This is a genomic window from Aeromonas sp. 84A (genome assembly GCF_051919345.1).
Taxonomy (GTDB): domain Bacteria; phylum Pseudomonadota; class Gammaproteobacteria; order Enterobacterales; family Aeromonadaceae; genus Aeromonas; species Aeromonas veronii.
In genome coordinates this window covers 142,171-157,584 of sequence record NZ_JBQBEW010000001.1, presented here as the reverse complement: position 1 = coordinate 157,584, position 15,414 = coordinate 142,171, and the positions used below count along the sequence as shown (strand labels likewise).

Genomic DNA, 15,414 nt, shown 5'->3' with positions numbered 1-15,414 from the left:
TCTTGCCACTGGCTTGGCTGCCACAACATCAGAGGCTTTATGAAGAAACAGCTTGGCGAATACCTGCACGTGCTGGCCATCATCTTTCCGCTGACGTTGCTGATTCCGCGCTGGATGGCGCCGCTGCTGGCGAGATGGCAGCTCGACCCCGCCGCACCAGTCGCAGTGTTGCTCATCGACAGCGTGATCGTGGCCTGTGCCGTCTTTGTCTTGCTGCCGGCGCTGCACAAGTTGACCGGCAGGCTGTCTGGCTAAACCTGTCTGGTATCCCAGTAGCAGGGAGTGCCATATTTTCCCACCAGAAAATCGATCACCACCCTCACTTTGGCAGCGAGCTGGTCGGTCTCCAGATAGAGCGCGCTGATCACCTGCTGCTCCACGCTGGTGGAGACGGTGAACCGGGTCATGATCGGCTTGAGCCGCCCGGTTTTCAGCTCCTCGCCGATGAGCCAGGTGGGGAACACCACAATCCCGGCACCCGCCACCGCGCCGGCAACCAGAGTATCGGCATTGTTGCTGTAGAGGGTGCCGCTCACCTCATAGGGTTGCAGCTGCTCCTGGCCGATGAACCAGCGTTGCAGGCCGTTGCTCCCCTTGAAGACCAGACAGTTGTGCTGCACCAGCTCATCCGGACTGGCCGGTTCGCCATGGCGATTGAGGTAGTCGGGGCTTGCCGCCATCACGTAGTGCTGCTGGCCAAACTGCTTCATTCGCAGGGAGGAGTCTTGCGAGATCCCGATGCGGATCAGCAGGTCGATCGACTCGGCCGCCGGGTCGACATAGTGATCCGTCTGCTGCAACTCGACCTTGAGCAGGGGGTAGCGCTCCAGCAGCTCGGTCAGATAGGGGGCAATGTGCAGCCGGCCAAAGGCGACCGGCGCGCTGATCCGGATGGTGCCTCTCGGGGTATCCGCCCGCTGCTCGATCTGGCCGACCACCCGCTCATACTGCTGGAGGATCTCGGCGCACTGTTTGGCAAAAGCGACCCCCTCCTCGGTGAGGGAGATGGAGCGGGTATGGCGGTGCAGCAGTTTGGAGCCCACCTTCTCCTCCAACTGCGCCATCTTGCGCGAGACGGACGAAGGGGTCATATCCTGCCGACGCGCCACATCTGAAAAGCTGCCAAACCGGGTGGTCATCAGAAACAGCTTTATCTCCAACAACGAAACGTCGTAGTTCACGGGATTCCTCCTCCATCGCAATCCTCAAGGGTAATCGGCCGACCTTGGCCAGGGCAAGCGGGTATCATGCGGAGGCTGCTGCCACTGATGCTCTGCTCTGGCATGCCGTTACCACGAGCAGCAAGGCTAATCTTGTCCGATCACCACAACTCCAACTGAAACAGGCCCGTCACGGGCCTGTGTTGATCAGAGGTGGCGGGCGTGAAAGCGCAGGTGCGCCTCGATAAAGCTCGCCACGAAGTAGTAGCTGTGGTCATAGCCCTCGTGGCGGTTGAGCTCCAGTGGCCACTCCTTGCTGGCCGCCACCTCGGCCAGCGCATCGATATGCAACTGCTCGGCGAGGAAGGGATCATCCAGCCCCACATCCACCAGGGTGGGCAGTGGCGTGACCGGCTGGTGGCGCAGCAGCTGGCAGGCATCCCACTCCTGCCACAGCAGCGGATTGCTGCCGAGATAGGCGCCGAGCGCCTTCTGGCCCCAGGGGCTGCGGCTCGGGTGACAGATCGGGCTGAATGCCGACACCGAGCGGTAGCGACCGGGCTCCCGCAGCGCGGCGATGAGCGCACCGTGACCGCCCATGGAGTGGCCACTGATGGCGCGGCGGGTCGAGACCGGGAAGTGGGTCTCTATCAAGTCAGGCAGTTCGCGGGTGACGTAGTCATACATCTGGTAGTGCGCCTGCCAGGGGCTCTGGCTGGCATTGACGTAAAAGCCTGCCCCCATGCCGAGGTCATAACCGGGATCGTCCGCTACGCCATCGCCGCGGGGGCTGGTGTCCGGCGCCACCAGGGCGATGCCGAGCTCGGCGGCGATGCGCTGGGCGCCCGCCTTCTGCATGAAGTTCTCATCGGTGCAGGTGAGGCCGCTGAGCCAGTAGAACACGGGCACCTTCTGGCCGGTGAGGGCCTGGGGCGGCAGATAGATGGCAAAACTCATCTCGCAGCCGAGCACGCTGGCGTGGTGGCGATAGCGCTTGTGCCAGCCGCCGAAGCTCTTGTTGCTGCTGATAATCTCCAGATTCATCGAAGGACTCCTGCACCCCGCCCACGATGGCGGGCGGGGTGATCATGCTCAGTAGTGGATGACGGTGCGGATGCTCTTGCCTTGGTGCATCAACTCGAACGCCTCGTTGATCTGCTCAAGCCCCATGGTGTGGGTGATGAAGTCATCGAGGCGGAACTCACCCTGCATATAGCGCTGCACATAGCTCGGCAGTTCGCTGCGACCGCGAACCCCGCCGAAGGCGCTGCCGCGCCAGACCCGACCGGTCACCAGTTGGAACGGACGGGTGCTGATCTCCTGACCCGCTCCGGCGACGCCGATAATGACCGACTCGCCCCAGCCCTTGTGGCAGCACTCCAGCGCCGCACGCATCACCTTGACGTTGCCGATGCACTCGAAGGAGAAGTCGACGCCGCCGTCGGTCAGCTCGACGATCACCTCCTGAATCGGTTTGTCGTAATAGTTCGGGTTGATACAGTCGGTGGCACCCAGCTTGCGGGCCAGTTCGAACTTGCTCTCGTTGATGTCGATGGCGATGATGCGACCGGCCTTGGCCAGACGAGCCCCGATCACCGCCGAGAGGCCGATGCCCCCCAGCCCGAAGATGGCGACGCTCTCACCCTCTTTCACCTTGGCGGTGTTCATCACGGCGCCGATGCCGGTGGTGACGCCACAACCGAGCAGACAGACCTCTTCCAGCGGGGCGGCCGGGTCCACCTTGGCGATGGAGATCTCCGGCAGTACCGTGTATTCGCTGAAGGTGGAGGTGCCCATGTAGTGATAGATGGGCTGGCCATCTTTCGAGAAGCGGGTGGTACCGTCCGGCATCAGCCCCTTGCCCTGGGTGGCGCGGATCTTCTGGCAGAGATTGGTCTTGCCGGATTTGCAGAACTTGCACTCGCCGCACTCGGGGGTGTAGAGCGGAATCACGTGATCCCCCACCTTGACGCTGGTGACCCCTTCGCCGACCGATTCGACGATGCCGCCCCCCTCGTGACCGAGAATGCAGGGGAAGACCCCTTCCGGATCCTCACCGGAGAGAGTGAAGGCATCGGTGTGGCAGACGCCGGTGGCGACGATGCGCACCCGCACCTCGCCCGCTTGTGGCGGCATGACCTCGATCTCTTCGATGGAGAGGGGCTGACCCGGACCCCAGGCGATGGCGGCTTTACACTTGATGCTTTGAACCTGTGCCATGAATGACATCCTTCTTGTTGAGCAGGGTGAACAGAGATGAGTTCGGACATTCAGTGTAGTTTCCCGCCGATTTGGTGATAATGAGGGCAAATCTCAAATCACTTTTACACACAGGTAATAATGTTCGGCTGGGAAGGGATCTGTGAATTTGTCAGCGTGGCGGAGCAGGGGGGCTTTACCCCGGCGGCGCGCAAGCTGGGAGTGTCGGTGGCGCAAGTGAGCCGTCAGGTGGCACAGCTGGAGGACAGGCTGCAGGCCAAGCTGCTGCTACGCACCACCCGTCAGGTGCGGCTCACCGAGCTTGGCGAGATCTACTATCGCCACTGCCGTCAGCTGCTCGACAACCTCTACGAGGCGGAGCTGGCGGTGGGGCGTCATCAGGCGGTGCCGCAAGGGTCGCTGCGCATCACGGCCCCCGTCTCCTACGGCGAGAGCCGCATCGCCCCGCTGGTGAACGACTTTATGGTGCGCTTCCCCCAGCTGGAGGTGACCCTCAACCTCACCAACCAGCTGCTGGATCTGGTGCACGAGGGCTACGACCTGGCGCTGCGGCTCGGCCATCTCAAGGATTCGACGCTGGTGGCGCGCAAGCTGGCACAGCGGGTGCCCTATGTCTGCGCCTCACCGGCTTACACCGCCCGCCACGGCATGCCCAACAGCCTCTCCGAGCTGACCCGCCACACCTGTCTGGTGGGCAATAGCGACGAGTGGCACTTCACCCTGGATGGCCGCCCCCACAGCGTGCGGGTGCGCGGCCTGTTGCAGTGCAACAGCGGCCATGCCCTGCTGGATGCGGCGCTCAAGGGGATCGGCATCATCCAGCTGCCGGACTACTACGTGAGTGACCATCTGGCCCGGGGGGAGCTGATCGAGCTGCTGCCGGAACTGCGGGCCCCGGCGGAGGGGATCTGGGCCCTCTATCCCCACAACCGCCACCTCTCCCCCAAGGTGCGGCTGCTGGTGGACTATCTGGCCGAGCGGCTGAGTGACCCGCACCAACCGGCGCTGGTGATGCCGATAGGCTAGGGCGTCTCTCGCTCGTTGGCTCACTGGTGGAAATCTCATGGCCTGAAAATAAAAGAGCCCTGGAGGAATCAAGGGCTCTTTATGCAGGCAACAACCGGATAGTCAGCGACCCATCATTCGATGTTCTGGATCTGCTCGCGCATCTGCTCGATAAGGACTTTCAGCTCGACGGCGGACTGGGTCACTTCGGCATTGATTGACTTGGAGCCGAGGGTGTTCGACTCGCGGTTGAACTCCTGCATCATAAAGTCGAGACGACGACCGCAGGCGCCACCCTTCTTCATGATCTTGTTGGTCTCGCTGATGTGCATCTCCAGACGATCCAGCTCTTCGGCTACGTCGATCTTCTGGGCCAGCAGCACGATCTCCTGCTCGATGCGGGCCGGATCCAGCTCAACCTTGGCTTCGGCCAGCCGGTCGGTGAGCTTCTGGCGCTGCCACTCGATGATCTGCGGCAGGTGGACGCGCACCTTCTTCACTTCCACCTGAATACCGGCCAGACGCTGCTCGATCAGCGCCTTGAGGTTGGCCCCTTCGCTGGCGCGGGAGGCGAGGAAATCTTCCATGGTCTGGTCAAAACCGCCGAGCAGATCGGTGGCGACCGCGTCCATGTCCTGTTCGGCGGCAGCCATGACACCCGGCCAGCGCAGCACGTCGACCGGGTTGAGCTGGCCCTGGCCCGCTTCTTTCATTACCCAGTTGGCGCTGTCGATGATCAGCTTGGCCAGCTCTTCATTGATGTGCAGCTGGCTGGCAGCGGCCTGAGCGGCTTCGAAACGCAGGTTGCACTCCACCTTGCCGCGCTGCAGCTTGGCGCGGAAACGCTCACGCAGAACCGGTTCCAGGCTGCGCAGTTGCTCCGGCAGGCGAATGTAGGTTTCCAGATAGCGCTGGTTGACCGAACGAATTTCCCAAACGGCTGTGCCCCAGTCGCCCTTGAATTCCTTGCGGGCGTAGGCGGTCATGCTGTGAATCATTGATTGTTCCGGGCTTGATGAAGTGTGCGGCCAGTATACTCAGCCCGGCCCTGCTCGTCAGCCGATGCCGTGGTTTTAGCGGCTGATATTTGGGGCGGGATCACTTATAATCCCCCGCCAATTTGAGCCAGCCCAGAGGTCCGTTCCATGTCACGTCCAAGCGATCGCAGTGCCGCGCAACTTCGCCCGGTTACCATTACCCGCAATTTCACCAAACATGCAGAAGGCTCAGTGCTGGTGGAGTTCGGTAACACTCGCGTGCTCTGCACCGCCAGCGTCGACACCAGCGTGCCGCGCTTCCTGAAAGGGAAGAACCAGGGCTGGGTGACTGCCGAATACGGCATGCTGCCGCGCTCCACCCACACCCGGATGAACCGCGAAGCGGCCTCCGGCAAGCAGAGTGGCCGTACTCTGGAGATCTCCCGTCTGATCGCCCGCTCCCTGCGCGCTGCGGTAGACCTGACTGCGCTGGGCGAGCACTCCATCACAGTTGACTGTGACGTGCTGCAAGCCGATGGCGGCACTCGCACCGCTTCCATTACCGGTGCCTGCGTGGCGCTGGTGGATGCGCTGAACTGGATGGTCGAGAAGGGCATGATCAAGCAGAGCCCGCTCAAGCAGATGATCGCCGCCGTCTCCGTCGGCATGTATCAGGGCGAAGCCATCTGCGATCTGGAGTACATCGAAGACTCCGCCGCCGAGACCGACATGAACGTGGTGATGACCGAAGATGGTCGCATCATCGAGGTGCAGGGCACCGCGGAGGCCGAGCCCTTCACCCATGAAGAGTTGCTGGAGATGCTGGCGCTCGCCAAGGGCGGCATCGCCGACATCATCGCGCTGCAGAAGCAGTCGCTCTCCTGATACCAGGACCTGTTGATGTTTCGGCACAAGTCGCGTTGCAGTGTCAAAGGATGCCAGGCTAGGCGCAGGATGCCGCCAATGGTTATTCCCTTGGCAAGTCCTGCAACAACGCATGGCATCCTTTGCCACGCAACCCGTAGGGACGGGGCGGTTTTTGTGCATAACGTCGTTATTCGATGCCTCGTTTGGATTACCAAACTTCGCATCTCATGCCTAGTTCTGCGCAAAAACCGACTCCGTCGCGGCTGTGACGAAGCGTCAACAGATCCTGCAAACGCGGCATTGACCGCGTTTTTTTATACCCCCACACAAGACAACGACAAGCCAAGCAAGGAGCCAGAATGAAAGCCTACCAGCGTCAATTTATCGAGTTCGCCCTGGAGAAACAGGTCCTCAAATTCGGTGAATTTACCCTGAAATCCGGTCGTAAAAGCCCCTACTTCTTCAACGCCGGTCTGTTCAACAGCGGCCGCGATCTGGCCCGTCTCGGCCGCTTCTATGCCGCCGCTCTGATGGATGCCGGCATCGAGTTCGATGTGCTGTTTGGCCCGGCCTACAAGGGGATCCCCATCGCCTCCGCTACCGCGGTGCAGCTGGTGGAGCAGCACGATGTGGACGTGCCCTGGTGCTTCAACCGCAAGGAGGCCAAGGATCACGGCGAGGGCGGCAATCTGGTGGGCAGCCCGCTCAAAGGTCGCATCATGCTGGTGGACGATGTCATCACCGCCGGTACCGCCATCCGCGAATCCATGGATCTGATCCAGGCCAACGGCGCCTCGCTGGCGGGCGTGCTGATCGCGCTGGACCGTCAGGAGAAGGGCAAGGGCGAACTCTCCGCCATTCAGGAAGTGGAGCGTGACTACGGCGCCCACATCATCGCCATCATCCAGATGAGCGATCTCATCGCCTATCTGGAAGAGAAGCAGGCCGAACAGCCGGAGCTGGCGGCGCAACTGGCTGCCATGAAGGCTTACCGCGCCCAGTACGGTATCTGAACTCCGCTCACACCGCGCAATAGCTGAATGCGGCGCCCGTTTGCTCTCTGGCAGCAAACGGGCGCCGTTTTTTTCATCTGCAAAAAGTGGATCAAGTGGCTTGAGCTTACCCTTACAGTAAAGGTTAGGGTTTGCCAGTCGGCGTTTTGTGGTGCCGACGGGTTCCGGGGAGGAACAACATGACCACTCATCTTCAATCACCGATTCATCTGCAGTTGCCGCTGAGCGGCATGAGCTGCGCCAACTGTGCAGGCCGTATCGCGGCCAGTCTCAACAAACTCGACGGGGTATCGGCCACCGTCAACTTCGCGCTGGAGCAGGCTGCCATCGAGCTGGCCAGCCCTGAACGCCTGTCTGCGGTGCTGGAGAGCATCAAGGCGCAGGGTTACGACTACGGCAGCGAGACCTTTTTGTTCCAAATTACCGGCATGACTTGTGCCGGTTGTTCGGCCCGCCTGAACAAAATGCTGGCCGCGCTGCCCGGCGTTATCTCGGCCGAGGTCAATTTCTCTATCGAACAGGCCCGGATCGTACTGGTCCCCGGGATGCAGACCCCGGCCGCTTTGCGCGAACAGATCGAAGCGCTCGGCTTCGGCGCCCAGCTGGCACAAGGTTCCGCCAGCGGCCGCCGCCAGCAGTTGCTGGAGCGGGAAGCGCAGGAAGCCGCCACAGCCCGTCAGGCGCAAACCCGTGTCATCGTCTCGGCTTTGCTCACCTTGCCGCTGCTGGTGGGGATGCTGGCCATGGCCGGGTTGTTCCCCTGGCATCTGCCCGCCTGGCTGGAGCTGCTGCTCGCCACCCCGGTGCAGTTCTGGATCGGGGCCCGTTTCTATCGCGGTGCCTGGCTCGCCATCAAGAACCGCGCCGCCAATATGGATGTGCTGGTGGCTACCGGTACCAGTGCGGCCTACTTCTACAGCCTCTATCTGCTGTTGACGCTGGGGATGGCCGCCAGCGGCAAGCTCTACTTCGAAGCGAGCGCCATCATCATTACCCTGATTTCGTTGGGGAAACTGCTGGAAGCTCGGGCCAGACGCAGCACCCAGTCCGCCATTCGCGAACTGATGGCGCTGCGGCCGGAAACCGCCACCGTCTGGCGTGGCGAGAGTTGGCAGAGCGTCGCCATCGACGAGGTGCTGCGCGGTGATCGGCTGCGGGTGCTGGTGGGTGAGCGGGTGCCGGTGGACGGCAAAATCGTGAGCGGCGCCAGCGAACTGGACGAATCGATCCTCACCGGCGAGAGCCTGCCGGTACCGCGCAGTGTGGGCGACAAGGTGCTGGGTGGCGCCATCAACCGCTCCGGCGTGCTGGAAATTGAAGCCACTACCGTGGGAGAGGACTCCAGCCTCAGCAAGATCATCGCGCTGGTGGAGAGCGCCCAGATGGGCAAGGCCCCGCTGCAACAGCTGGTGGACAAGGTCTCTGCCGTGTTCGTACCGGTGGTGATGGCCATCGCCCTGTTCACCCTGCTGGTGTGGTACGCCATCAGCAACGACTTTGCTCAGGCGCTGCTGGCAGCGGTGGCGGTGCTGGTGATCGCCTGCCCCTGTGCGCTGGGGCTGGCCACACCAGCGGCCATCGTCACCGGTACCGGGGTGGCGGCGCGTCACGGCATTCTGATCAAGGATGTCGATACCCTGCAGAAGGCCCACGCCATCAAGGCGCTTATCTTCGACAAGACAGGCACTTTGACCCAAGGCAAGCCCGTGCTGGCCAGCTGGAGCGGCAATGACGAACAACTGCGCCTCGCCGCCGCCCTGCAGCAGGCGAGCGAACACCCGCTGGCTCTGGCGATGCGGGAGGCGGTCGGCAGCGGGGTGGCACTGCCTCAGCCCGACGCGGTCGAGGTGCGGGTCGGTGCCGGTATAGTGGGTCAGGTAGCGGGTCACACAGTCGCCATCGGTAATGGTTCCCTGCTGGCCCAGCTCGGCATTGAACCGCCGCAACAGGATGAACAAGCCGCCGACGGGGCGACCCGGATCTGGGTCGCCATTGACGGTGTGGTAGCGGGGATCGCGGCACTGGCCGATACCCTGCGTCCCGAGAGCCCGGAGGCCATCGCCACTCTGCGTCAGCGCGGCATTGCCAGCTGGTTGGTGAGCGGCGACGCGCCGGCCCCCGTGGCCCATATTGCCGCCAAGCTGGGGCTGGACGGGGCCTTTGACTCCGTGCTGCCAGCGGGCAAGGTGGAGAAAGTGGGGGCGCTGCGGGCGCAAACCCGCGGGCTGGTGGCTATGGTGGGGGACGGGGTGAACGATGCCCCGGCACTGGCCGCGGCGGACGTCGGCATCGCCATGGGCTCCGGCTCCGATGTGGCGATGGAGACAGCTTCCATCACCCTGATGCGATCCGACCCGCGGCTGGTGGCCGATGCCATCGACATCTCGGCGGCGACCTGGCGCACCATACAGCAGAATCTGTTCTGGGCCTTCGTGTTCAATATCATCGGCATTCCGCTGGCGGCACTGGGCTACCTCAGCCCCGAGCTGGCGGGGGCGGCCATGGCCCTGAGCAGCATCACCGTTTTGAGCAATTCCCTGTTATTGAAACGCTGGCAGCCCAGGGCGGCGCACGGGCCAGCATCCAACCCGATCAGTAAGGAGGCATAAATGAACATCAGCAAGGTTGCCAAGGCCACTGGGCTGACCGCCAAGACCATCCGTTATTACGAGAGCATTGGCCTCATCACAGCCCCGGTACGCAGTGACAACGGCTATCGCAGCTACACCGAGGGGGCGCTGCGGGAGCTGCGTTTCGTCAAGCGGGCGCGGGAGACCGGCTTCAATCTGGAGGAGTGTCAGGAGCTGCTGGCGCTCTATCGGGACGAACACAGAACCAGTGCCCAGGTGAAGAAGCTGGCGCAGGAGAAGATCGTCGATCTGCGCGCCCGCATCGCCGGGTTGCAGGCCATGCTTACCTCCCTGGAAGGGTTGGTCTGCTGCTGCCACGGGGATGAAAATCCCGAGTGCCCGATCCTCGACGAGCTGGAGAAGGGGTGAGCAAGGACTCACCTGCCAGCGCAGAAGAAATCGTTGTTGATTGATTAACTTCTTAATAAGCGGCGCTTTATTGTTGCGGGTCAGGGGGTAATGGTAGACTGCTCGGCTCTTGTACAGGAGTACTCAGTTGACCCAGAGTGTGACACGCCAGGTTAAGCAGGCCATCATGGCCCAGCTCTATACCCATGCATCGTTCAGTCTCCCCTGTTTGGGCGTGTTGGCATTTGGCTGGAGTCTGCTGTTTCACGACTATCTACCCGCCATCGAAGCGCTCGGTTGGCTGGCAGGCACTTTCCTGTGGCTACTGGGTCGGGGCTGGCACTTGCGCTGGCGCCGAGCCCGCCTGCACCAGACGCCGTTGCCGGTGCTGGAGCGGGAGCTCTTTATCGGAGCCACCATCACCTCCATCATCTGGGCCCTCGGGGTGCTGCTCTACATGGACAAGCTGCCCGATACCTACCGGGCCGCCATGATGATGCTCTCCAGCCTCATTCTTACCGGCAGCGCCATCATGCTGTTTGGCAGCCGCCGTACCCTCTATGGTTCCGCCCTGCCGCTGGGCATGGCGATGCTGTTCGAGCTGGGCAATGGCAACGAGCAGGAGCGGATTGTCTCCTGCATGCTGGCGGGCTATCTGTTTGTCTTTCTGCCGACCCTGTTGCGCCGGATGCGGCGGGATCAGATCGCCTCGCTCCACCACCGTTTCTCCAACGCCGAGCTGGTGGCCGAACTGAAGGCGGTCTCCGAGCATTTGCGTCTCACCTCCCGCCTCGATGGCCTGACCGGCATCGCCAACCGCGCCCATCTCGACGACTCTCTGGAGCGGGCCTGGCGGCGCTGTCACCGCGCCCGGGCGCCGTTGTCGCTGGTGCTGGTGGATGTGGATTACTTCAAGCAGTTCAACGATCTTTACGGCCATCAGCTGGGGGATGACTGCCTGCAACAGGTGGCGGGCTTGCTGGCCGAGGTGGAGCGGCGCGAGGACGATCTGGCGGCCCGTTACGGGGGCGAAGAGTTCGCCTTGCTGCTGCCCTGCACCGGCATGCAGGGGGCATTGCAGGTGGCGGACAATGTGCGGCAGGCGCTCAAGGAGCTGGCCATCCCGCACCAGAAGTCACTGGTCTCCGGTCGGGTCACATGTAGTTTTGGTGTTGCGACACTGATACCGGACAACAGCATGAAAATCGCCGATTTGATCCAAAAAGCGGATGCGGCACTCTATCAGGCCAAGCATAATGGGCGGGATCGAATCGAAGTAGCCTTGATGGGTAAGGTTGCCTGAATTTAACGTGACAGATTAAAGAGGTTGTCTATGCAATGTCATCGTATCGAAGAGCTGCTGGAGTTGTTGCAGCCTGCCTGGATCAAGGAACAGGATCTCAGCCTGGTGCAGTTTGTTGCCAAACTGGCCCAAGAAGCGGGATTTGAAGGGCCTCTGTCCGAGCTGACCGACGACATGCTGATCTATCACCTCAAGATGCGGGAATCCGACAAGCAGGCGATGATCCCCGGTCTGGCCAAGGATCATGTGCCCGATTTCAAAGAGGCACTGCTCAAAGCACGCGGAATCAAGTGAATCTTTAGCGGAAGCGCATCACCTCGGGGTGATGCGCTTTTTTGTTGCCGAAAATTGCGATCCAACCCCAATATTAGATACATCTAATCCACACAATTAGCATGCTGTTTAAGATATAATCCGCTCCATAACAAATAAGGGAGCGATGTCTTGCAATGGCCGACCACGATAAAATCGATATCAAGGACGTCACCGACAAGGGCGTAACCGGGACCTTCAACCCCAATACGTTCAAAGCCAGCGACGACAGATTCAACCCGGGCAACCGCATCTATGTGCGGGCCCAGAAAGGGTATTGGCAGCGGATGCGCAAGGCCATGGGCTGGTTCTTTGTGGCGCTGTTCGTGCTGCTGCCCTGGCTGCGTTACGACGGGCGACAGGCGGTGCTGTTCGACCTCGGTCACCAGCAGTTCCATATCTTTGGCGCCACCATCTGGCCGCAGGATCTGACCCTGCTCGCCTGGCTCTTCATGATCGCCGCCTTCGGACTCTTCTTTATTACCACCTTCCTCGGTCGGGTCTGGTGTGGCTATCTCTGCCCGCAGACGGTCTGGACCTTCATGTTCATCTGGTTTGAAGAGAAGCTGGAAGGGCCCGCCAACAAACGGCGCAAGCTGGACGAGGCGCCCTGGAGCGGCGAGAAGCTGGCCCGCAAGGGAGCCAAGCATCTGGCCTGGCTGGCGATCTCGCTGGTGACCGGCCTGACCTTCGTCGCCTACTTCCAGGATGTGACTGAACTGGTGCCAGACCTCTTCACCCTGCAGGCAAGCGGATGGGTGCTGTTCTGGGTGATCTTCTTCACCATCATCACCTACGGCAACGCAGGCTGGATGCGCGCCATTATGTGTATCCACATGTGCCCCTACGCCCGCTTCCAGTCCGCCATGTTCGACAAGGACACCTTCATCGTCGGCTATGACACCAAGCGTGGCGAGACCCGTGGCGCCCGTTCCCGCAAGGCGGATCCCAAGGCGATGGGGTTGGGTGACTGTATCGACTGCGATCTCTGCGTGCAGGTTTGCCCGACCGGTATCGACATCCGCGATGGCCTGCAGTACGAGTGCATCAACTGCGGCGCCTGCGTCGATGCCTGCGACCAGACCATGGAGCGGATGGGCTACCCGAAAGGGCTCATCAGCTACACCACAGAGCACAAGCTGGCCAACGACTCGACCCATGTGGCGCGGCCCAAGCTGATTGGTTACGGGTTGGTGATGGCGGTGATGCTGGGGGTATTTGTCTACAACGCCATGTCCATCATGCCGATGGGGCTCGATATCTTGCGGGATCGCAACCAGCTGTTCCGCGAAAATAGCGAGGGGCTGATTGAGAACACCTACACCCTCAAGATCCTCAACAAGACCCTGCAGTCCCAGACCTACCAGCTGGATGTGGAGGGCTTGCCCGAGTATCAGTGGTTCGGCCCCCGTGAAGTGACTCTGAAGGCGGGTGAGATCTACACCCTGCCGGTCAGTCTGGCGGTCGATCCTTACAACCTGAAACGGCCGGCGCTGGATATCCAGTTCGTGCTGAAACGGGAGGGGGCGGCGCCCGATGACAGCAAGGGCAACCTGCGCCAGGGCAGCAAGTTTATCAGCCGGTTGTAACTGCGCGTGACTGCGGGCCGGGCGTGGCAACAGTCCTGTCACCAGCGAGCACGGCAATGGCGGGCAGTAGTGATAGAATGGGGCGCAACGGCGCCCCTTTCTTATGGTGGATGACATGCGTTTCAACTATTCCGACCTCAATCCCGACCTCATCATGGATGCGCTCGATCTCAGTGGCCTGCGGCTCGACTCCGGCCTTATCGAGCTCAACAGCTACGAAAACCGGGTCTACCAGTTTCAGGATGAGGATCGTCGCCGCTATGTGGTGAAGTTCTACCGTCCCGGCCGTTGGAGCTGGGCCCAGATCCTCGAGGAGCACGAGTTTGCCACCCGCCTTGCAGAGGCGGAGATCCCGGTCGCTGCACCGCTCGCCTTCGCGGGCGAGACCCTGCTGGAGCACGAGGGCTACCCCTTTGCCATCTGGCAGAGCGTCGGTGGCCGCCAGTTCGAGGTGGATAACCTCGACCAGCTGGAGTGGGTGGGGCGTTTCCTCGGTCGCATTCATCAGATCGGCGCCAGCAAGCCGTTTCATCATCGGGTGCGGCTCGATGTGGAGAGCATGTTGCACGAACCGCGTCAGCTGCTGGCGTCTGGCGAGTGGCTGCCAAGCGGGCTGGCGAAGCAATTCTTCGGGGTACTCGACGAGCTGATCAAGCATGTGAGCGACGCCATGGCCCTGGATGTGGCGCAGATCTCCCTGCATGGCGACTGCCACCCGGGCAACATCCTGTGGCGCGATGGCCCCATGTTTGTCGACCTCGATGATTGCCGTACCGGCCCCGCGATTCAGGATCTCTGGATGATGCTGAGCGGCGAGCGCCACGAGCAGCAGATCCAGCTCGACACCCTGCTGGCGGGCTACGAGGAGTTTATGGAGTTCGACTCGCGGGAGCTGGCGCTGATCGAGCCGCTGCGGGCGATGCGCATCGTTCACTACATGGCGTGGCTGGCGCGGCGCTGGGAAGATCCCGCCTTCCCCCGTCACTTCCCCTGGTTCAATACCGATCACTACTGGCGTCAACAGATTGCGACCCTGCACGATCAGTTGGAAACGCTGAAGGCACCGCCGTTGACCCTGATGCCGGGGTGGTAACTTATCCGGCGGCCAGCAGATAGCCCCACCTTTGGCACGATTAGCCGGAGGCACTCAAGGCACCACCGTTGAGCCTGATGCCAAACTGGTGAAATAGAAGGGATCTTGCGCGGCAAGGGGGACTCGATCTCCGGCCCTGACCATTGACGTCAGCATGGCGAAACAATAGGCTTGGCACTGCTTCGGTTCGCCGGGCGTGCCTCACAGTGATCCCTTAACAGGAAACATCATGAAAAAAGTTCTATTTTTCCTTGCTGCCATGCTGATGATCCCCATGGTTCACGCCGCCCCCGAGTTCAAGGAAGGCGTCAACTACGATGTGGTCAAACAGACTGGCAGTGCCCAGCCGGAAGTGATGGAGTTTTTCTCCTACTACTGCCCGCACTGCGCTACCTTCGAACCGATCGTTGAACAGTTGAAGGCCGGGTTGCCAGAGGGTGTGCCCCTCAAGAAGAACCCGGTTGCTTTCCTCGGTCGCGAGATGGGCCCCGAGATGCAGCGTGCCTATGCCGTTGCCAGCCTGCTCAATGCCGAAGCCAAGCTGACTCCGGCCATCTTCACCAAGATCCACACCCAACGTCAGCCGCCGATGAGCCGTGACGATGTGAAGAAGATCTTCGTGGACAACGGCGTACCGGCTGAAGAGTTCGACGGTGCCGTCGACAGCTTCGCCGTCTCCGGCATGGTCTCCCAGTTCGATCGCAACACCGAGAGCTACAACATTCGTGGTGTACCGGCCTTCCTGGTGAACGGCAAGTACATGGTGAAGATTGAATCCATCACATCTCAAGAGCAGTTCAACAAGCTGGTGCAGTTCCTGCTGGCCAAGAAAGACTGATACTTTTTGAGTTGATAAAAAGCCCGCCGGTGCGAACCGGCGGGCTTTTTGTTTTCTGG

General features: G+C 61.4%; 15 protein-coding genes. 11 read left to right on the top strand and 4 right to left on the bottom strand.

Features of this window, described 5'->3' with window-relative positions; translation table 11 throughout:
- Positions 1-39 precede the first annotated feature (39 nt).
- A complete protein-coding gene (locus ACTG20_RS00760; protein WP_033114723.1) occupies positions 40-255 on the top strand; it encodes a hypothetical protein in 216 nt (71 codons plus the stop codon).
- Here the strand turns inward: ACTG20_RS00760 and ACTG20_RS00755 are convergent.
- From ACTG20_RS00755 to ACTG20_RS00745, 3 genes are all read right to left on the bottom strand, one after another.
- Positions 252-1,181, bottom strand: a complete 930-nt coding sequence (locus tag ACTG20_RS00755; protein WP_194494746.1) for a LysR family transcriptional regulator — start codon at positions 1,179-1,181, stop codon at positions 252-254. The two genes, ACTG20_RS00760 and ACTG20_RS00755, sit on opposite strands and share 4 nt — an antisense overlap.
- Positions 1,182-1,367: 186 nt before the next feature.
- A complete protein-coding gene (gene fghA / locus ACTG20_RS00750; protein ID WP_042079752.1) occupies positions 1,368-2,204 on the bottom strand; it encodes an S-formylglutathione hydrolase in 837 nt (278 codons plus the stop codon).
- Between the two features lie 48 nt (positions 2,205-2,252).
- Positions 2,253-3,380 (bottom strand): S-(hydroxymethyl)glutathione dehydrogenase/class III alcohol dehydrogenase, encoded by a 1,128-nt coding sequence (locus ACTG20_RS00745; RefSeq protein ID WP_194494745.1) that lies wholly within the window; start codon positions 3,378-3,380, stop codon positions 2,253-2,255.
- A gap of 120 nt (positions 3,381-3,500) precedes the next feature.
- Here ACTG20_RS00745 and ACTG20_RS00740 point away from each other — a divergent pair, with 120 nt between their 5' ends.
- Positions 3,501-4,406 (top strand): LysR substrate-binding domain-containing protein, encoded by a 906-nt coding sequence (locus ACTG20_RS00740; RefSeq protein WP_019446199.1) that lies wholly within the window; start codon positions 3,501-3,503, stop codon positions 4,404-4,406.
- A gap of 113 nt (positions 4,407-4,519) precedes the next feature.
- On the opposite strand, the gene ACTG20_RS00735 is transcribed toward ACTG20_RS00740, so the two are convergent.
- Complete coding sequence (locus tag ACTG20_RS00735) at positions 4,520-5,383, bottom strand: YicC/YloC family endoribonuclease (protein WP_194494744.1); 864 nt, start codon at positions 5,381-5,383, stop codon at positions 4,520-4,522.
- Between the two features lie 147 nt (positions 5,384-5,530).
- Here ACTG20_RS00735 and rph point away from each other — a divergent pair, with 147 nt between their 5' ends.
- The 9 genes from rph to ACTG20_RS00690 all read left to right on the top strand — a co-directional run bounded on the left by rph (position 5,531) and on the right by ACTG20_RS00690 (position 15,355).
- Positions 5,531-6,247, top strand: coding sequence for a ribonuclease PH (gene rph, locus ACTG20_RS00730; RefSeq protein ID WP_439987410.1), 717 nt, complete (start codon positions 5,531-5,533; stop codon positions 6,245-6,247).
- A gap of 341 nt (positions 6,248-6,588) precedes the next feature.
- Complete coding sequence (pyrE, locus tag ACTG20_RS00725) at positions 6,589-7,242, top strand: orotate phosphoribosyltransferase (RefSeq protein WP_005356114.1); 654 nt, start codon at positions 6,589-6,591, stop codon at positions 7,240-7,242.
- 179 nt (positions 7,243-7,421) lie between these two features.
- A complete protein-coding gene (locus ACTG20_RS00720) occupies positions 7,422-9,851 on the top strand; it encodes a heavy metal translocating P-type ATPase (protein ID WP_439987409.1) in 2,430 nt (809 codons plus the stop codon).
- On the top strand, positions 9,852-10,241 hold the full coding sequence (gene cueR / locus ACTG20_RS00715) for a Cu(I)-responsive transcriptional regulator (protein WP_005356117.1): 390 nt from the start codon (positions 9,852-9,854) through the stop codon (positions 10,239-10,241).
- Between the two features lie 127 nt (positions 10,242-10,368).
- The gene (locus ACTG20_RS00710; RefSeq protein ID WP_005339596.1) at positions 10,369-11,523 is read left to right on the top strand and encodes a GGDEF domain-containing protein; all 1,155 of its coding nucleotides are present in this window, start codon (positions 10,369-10,371) and stop codon (positions 11,521-11,523) included.
- A gap of 30 nt (positions 11,524-11,553) precedes the next feature.
- Positions 11,554-11,817: a YihD family protein gene (locus ACTG20_RS00705; RefSeq protein ID WP_005339598.1), complete on the top strand. Its 264-nt coding sequence runs from the start codon at positions 11,554-11,556 to the stop codon at positions 11,815-11,817.
- Between the two features lie 155 nt (positions 11,818-11,972).
- Entirely contained in the window at positions 11,973-13,424 is a 1,452-nt protein-coding gene (gene ccoG / locus ACTG20_RS00700; protein WP_005357450.1) for a cytochrome c oxidase accessory protein CcoG, read from the top strand.
- Positions 13,425-13,527: 103 nt separating this feature from the next.
- Complete coding sequence (locus tag ACTG20_RS00695) at positions 13,528-14,517, top strand: serine/threonine protein kinase (protein ID WP_194494742.1); 990 nt, start codon at positions 13,528-13,530, stop codon at positions 14,515-14,517.
- 229 nt (positions 14,518-14,746) lie between these two features.
- Complete coding sequence (locus tag ACTG20_RS00690; RefSeq protein ID WP_005339604.1) at positions 14,747-15,355, top strand: thiol:disulfide interchange protein DsbA/DsbL; 609 nt, start codon at positions 14,747-14,749, stop codon at positions 15,353-15,355.
- The last annotated feature ends 59 nt before the right edge of the window (positions 15,356-15,414 follow it).

Coding starts and splice junctions, on each gene's coding strand:
- ACTG20_RS00760 (WP_033114723.1), top strand. CDS start 40: ATGAAGAAACAGCTTGGCGAATACCTGCACGTGCTGGCCATCATCTTT.
- fghA (WP_042079752.1), bottom strand. CDS start 2,204: ATGAATCTGGAGATTATCAGCAGCAACAAGAGCTTCGGCGGCTGGCAC.
- ACTG20_RS00745 (WP_194494745.1), bottom strand. CDS start 3,380: ATGGCACAGGTTCAAAGCATCAAGTGTAAAGCCGCCATCGCCTGGGGT.
- ACTG20_RS00740 (WP_019446199.1), top strand. CDS start 3,501: ATGTTCGGCTGGGAAGGGATCTGTGAATTTGTCAGCGTGGCGGAGCAG.
- ACTG20_RS00735 (WP_194494744.1), bottom strand. CDS start 5,383: ATGATTCACAGCATGACCGCCTACGCCCGCAAGGAATTCAAGGGCGAC.
- rph (WP_439987410.1), top strand. CDS start 5,531: ATGTCACGTCCAAGCGATCGCAGTGCCGCGCAACTTCGCCCGGTTACC.
- pyrE (WP_005356114.1), top strand. CDS start 6,589: ATGAAAGCCTACCAGCGTCAATTTATCGAGTTCGCCCTGGAGAAACAG.
- ACTG20_RS00720 (WP_439987409.1), top strand. CDS start 7,422: ATGACCACTCATCTTCAATCACCGATTCATCTGCAGTTGCCGCTGAGC.
- cueR (WP_005356117.1), top strand. CDS start 9,852: ATGAACATCAGCAAGGTTGCCAAGGCCACTGGGCTGACCGCCAAGACC.
- ACTG20_RS00705 (WP_005339598.1), top strand. CDS start 11,554: ATGCAATGTCATCGTATCGAAGAGCTGCTGGAGTTGTTGCAGCCTGCC.
- ccoG (WP_005357450.1), top strand. CDS start 11,973: ATGGCCGACCACGATAAAATCGATATCAAGGACGTCACCGACAAGGGC.
- ACTG20_RS00695 (WP_194494742.1), top strand. CDS start 13,528: ATGGTGGATGACATGCGTTTCAACTATTCCGACCTCAATCCCGACCTC.
- ACTG20_RS00690 (WP_005339604.1), top strand. CDS start 14,747: ATGAAAAAAGTTCTATTTTTCCTTGCTGCCATGCTGATGATCCCCATG.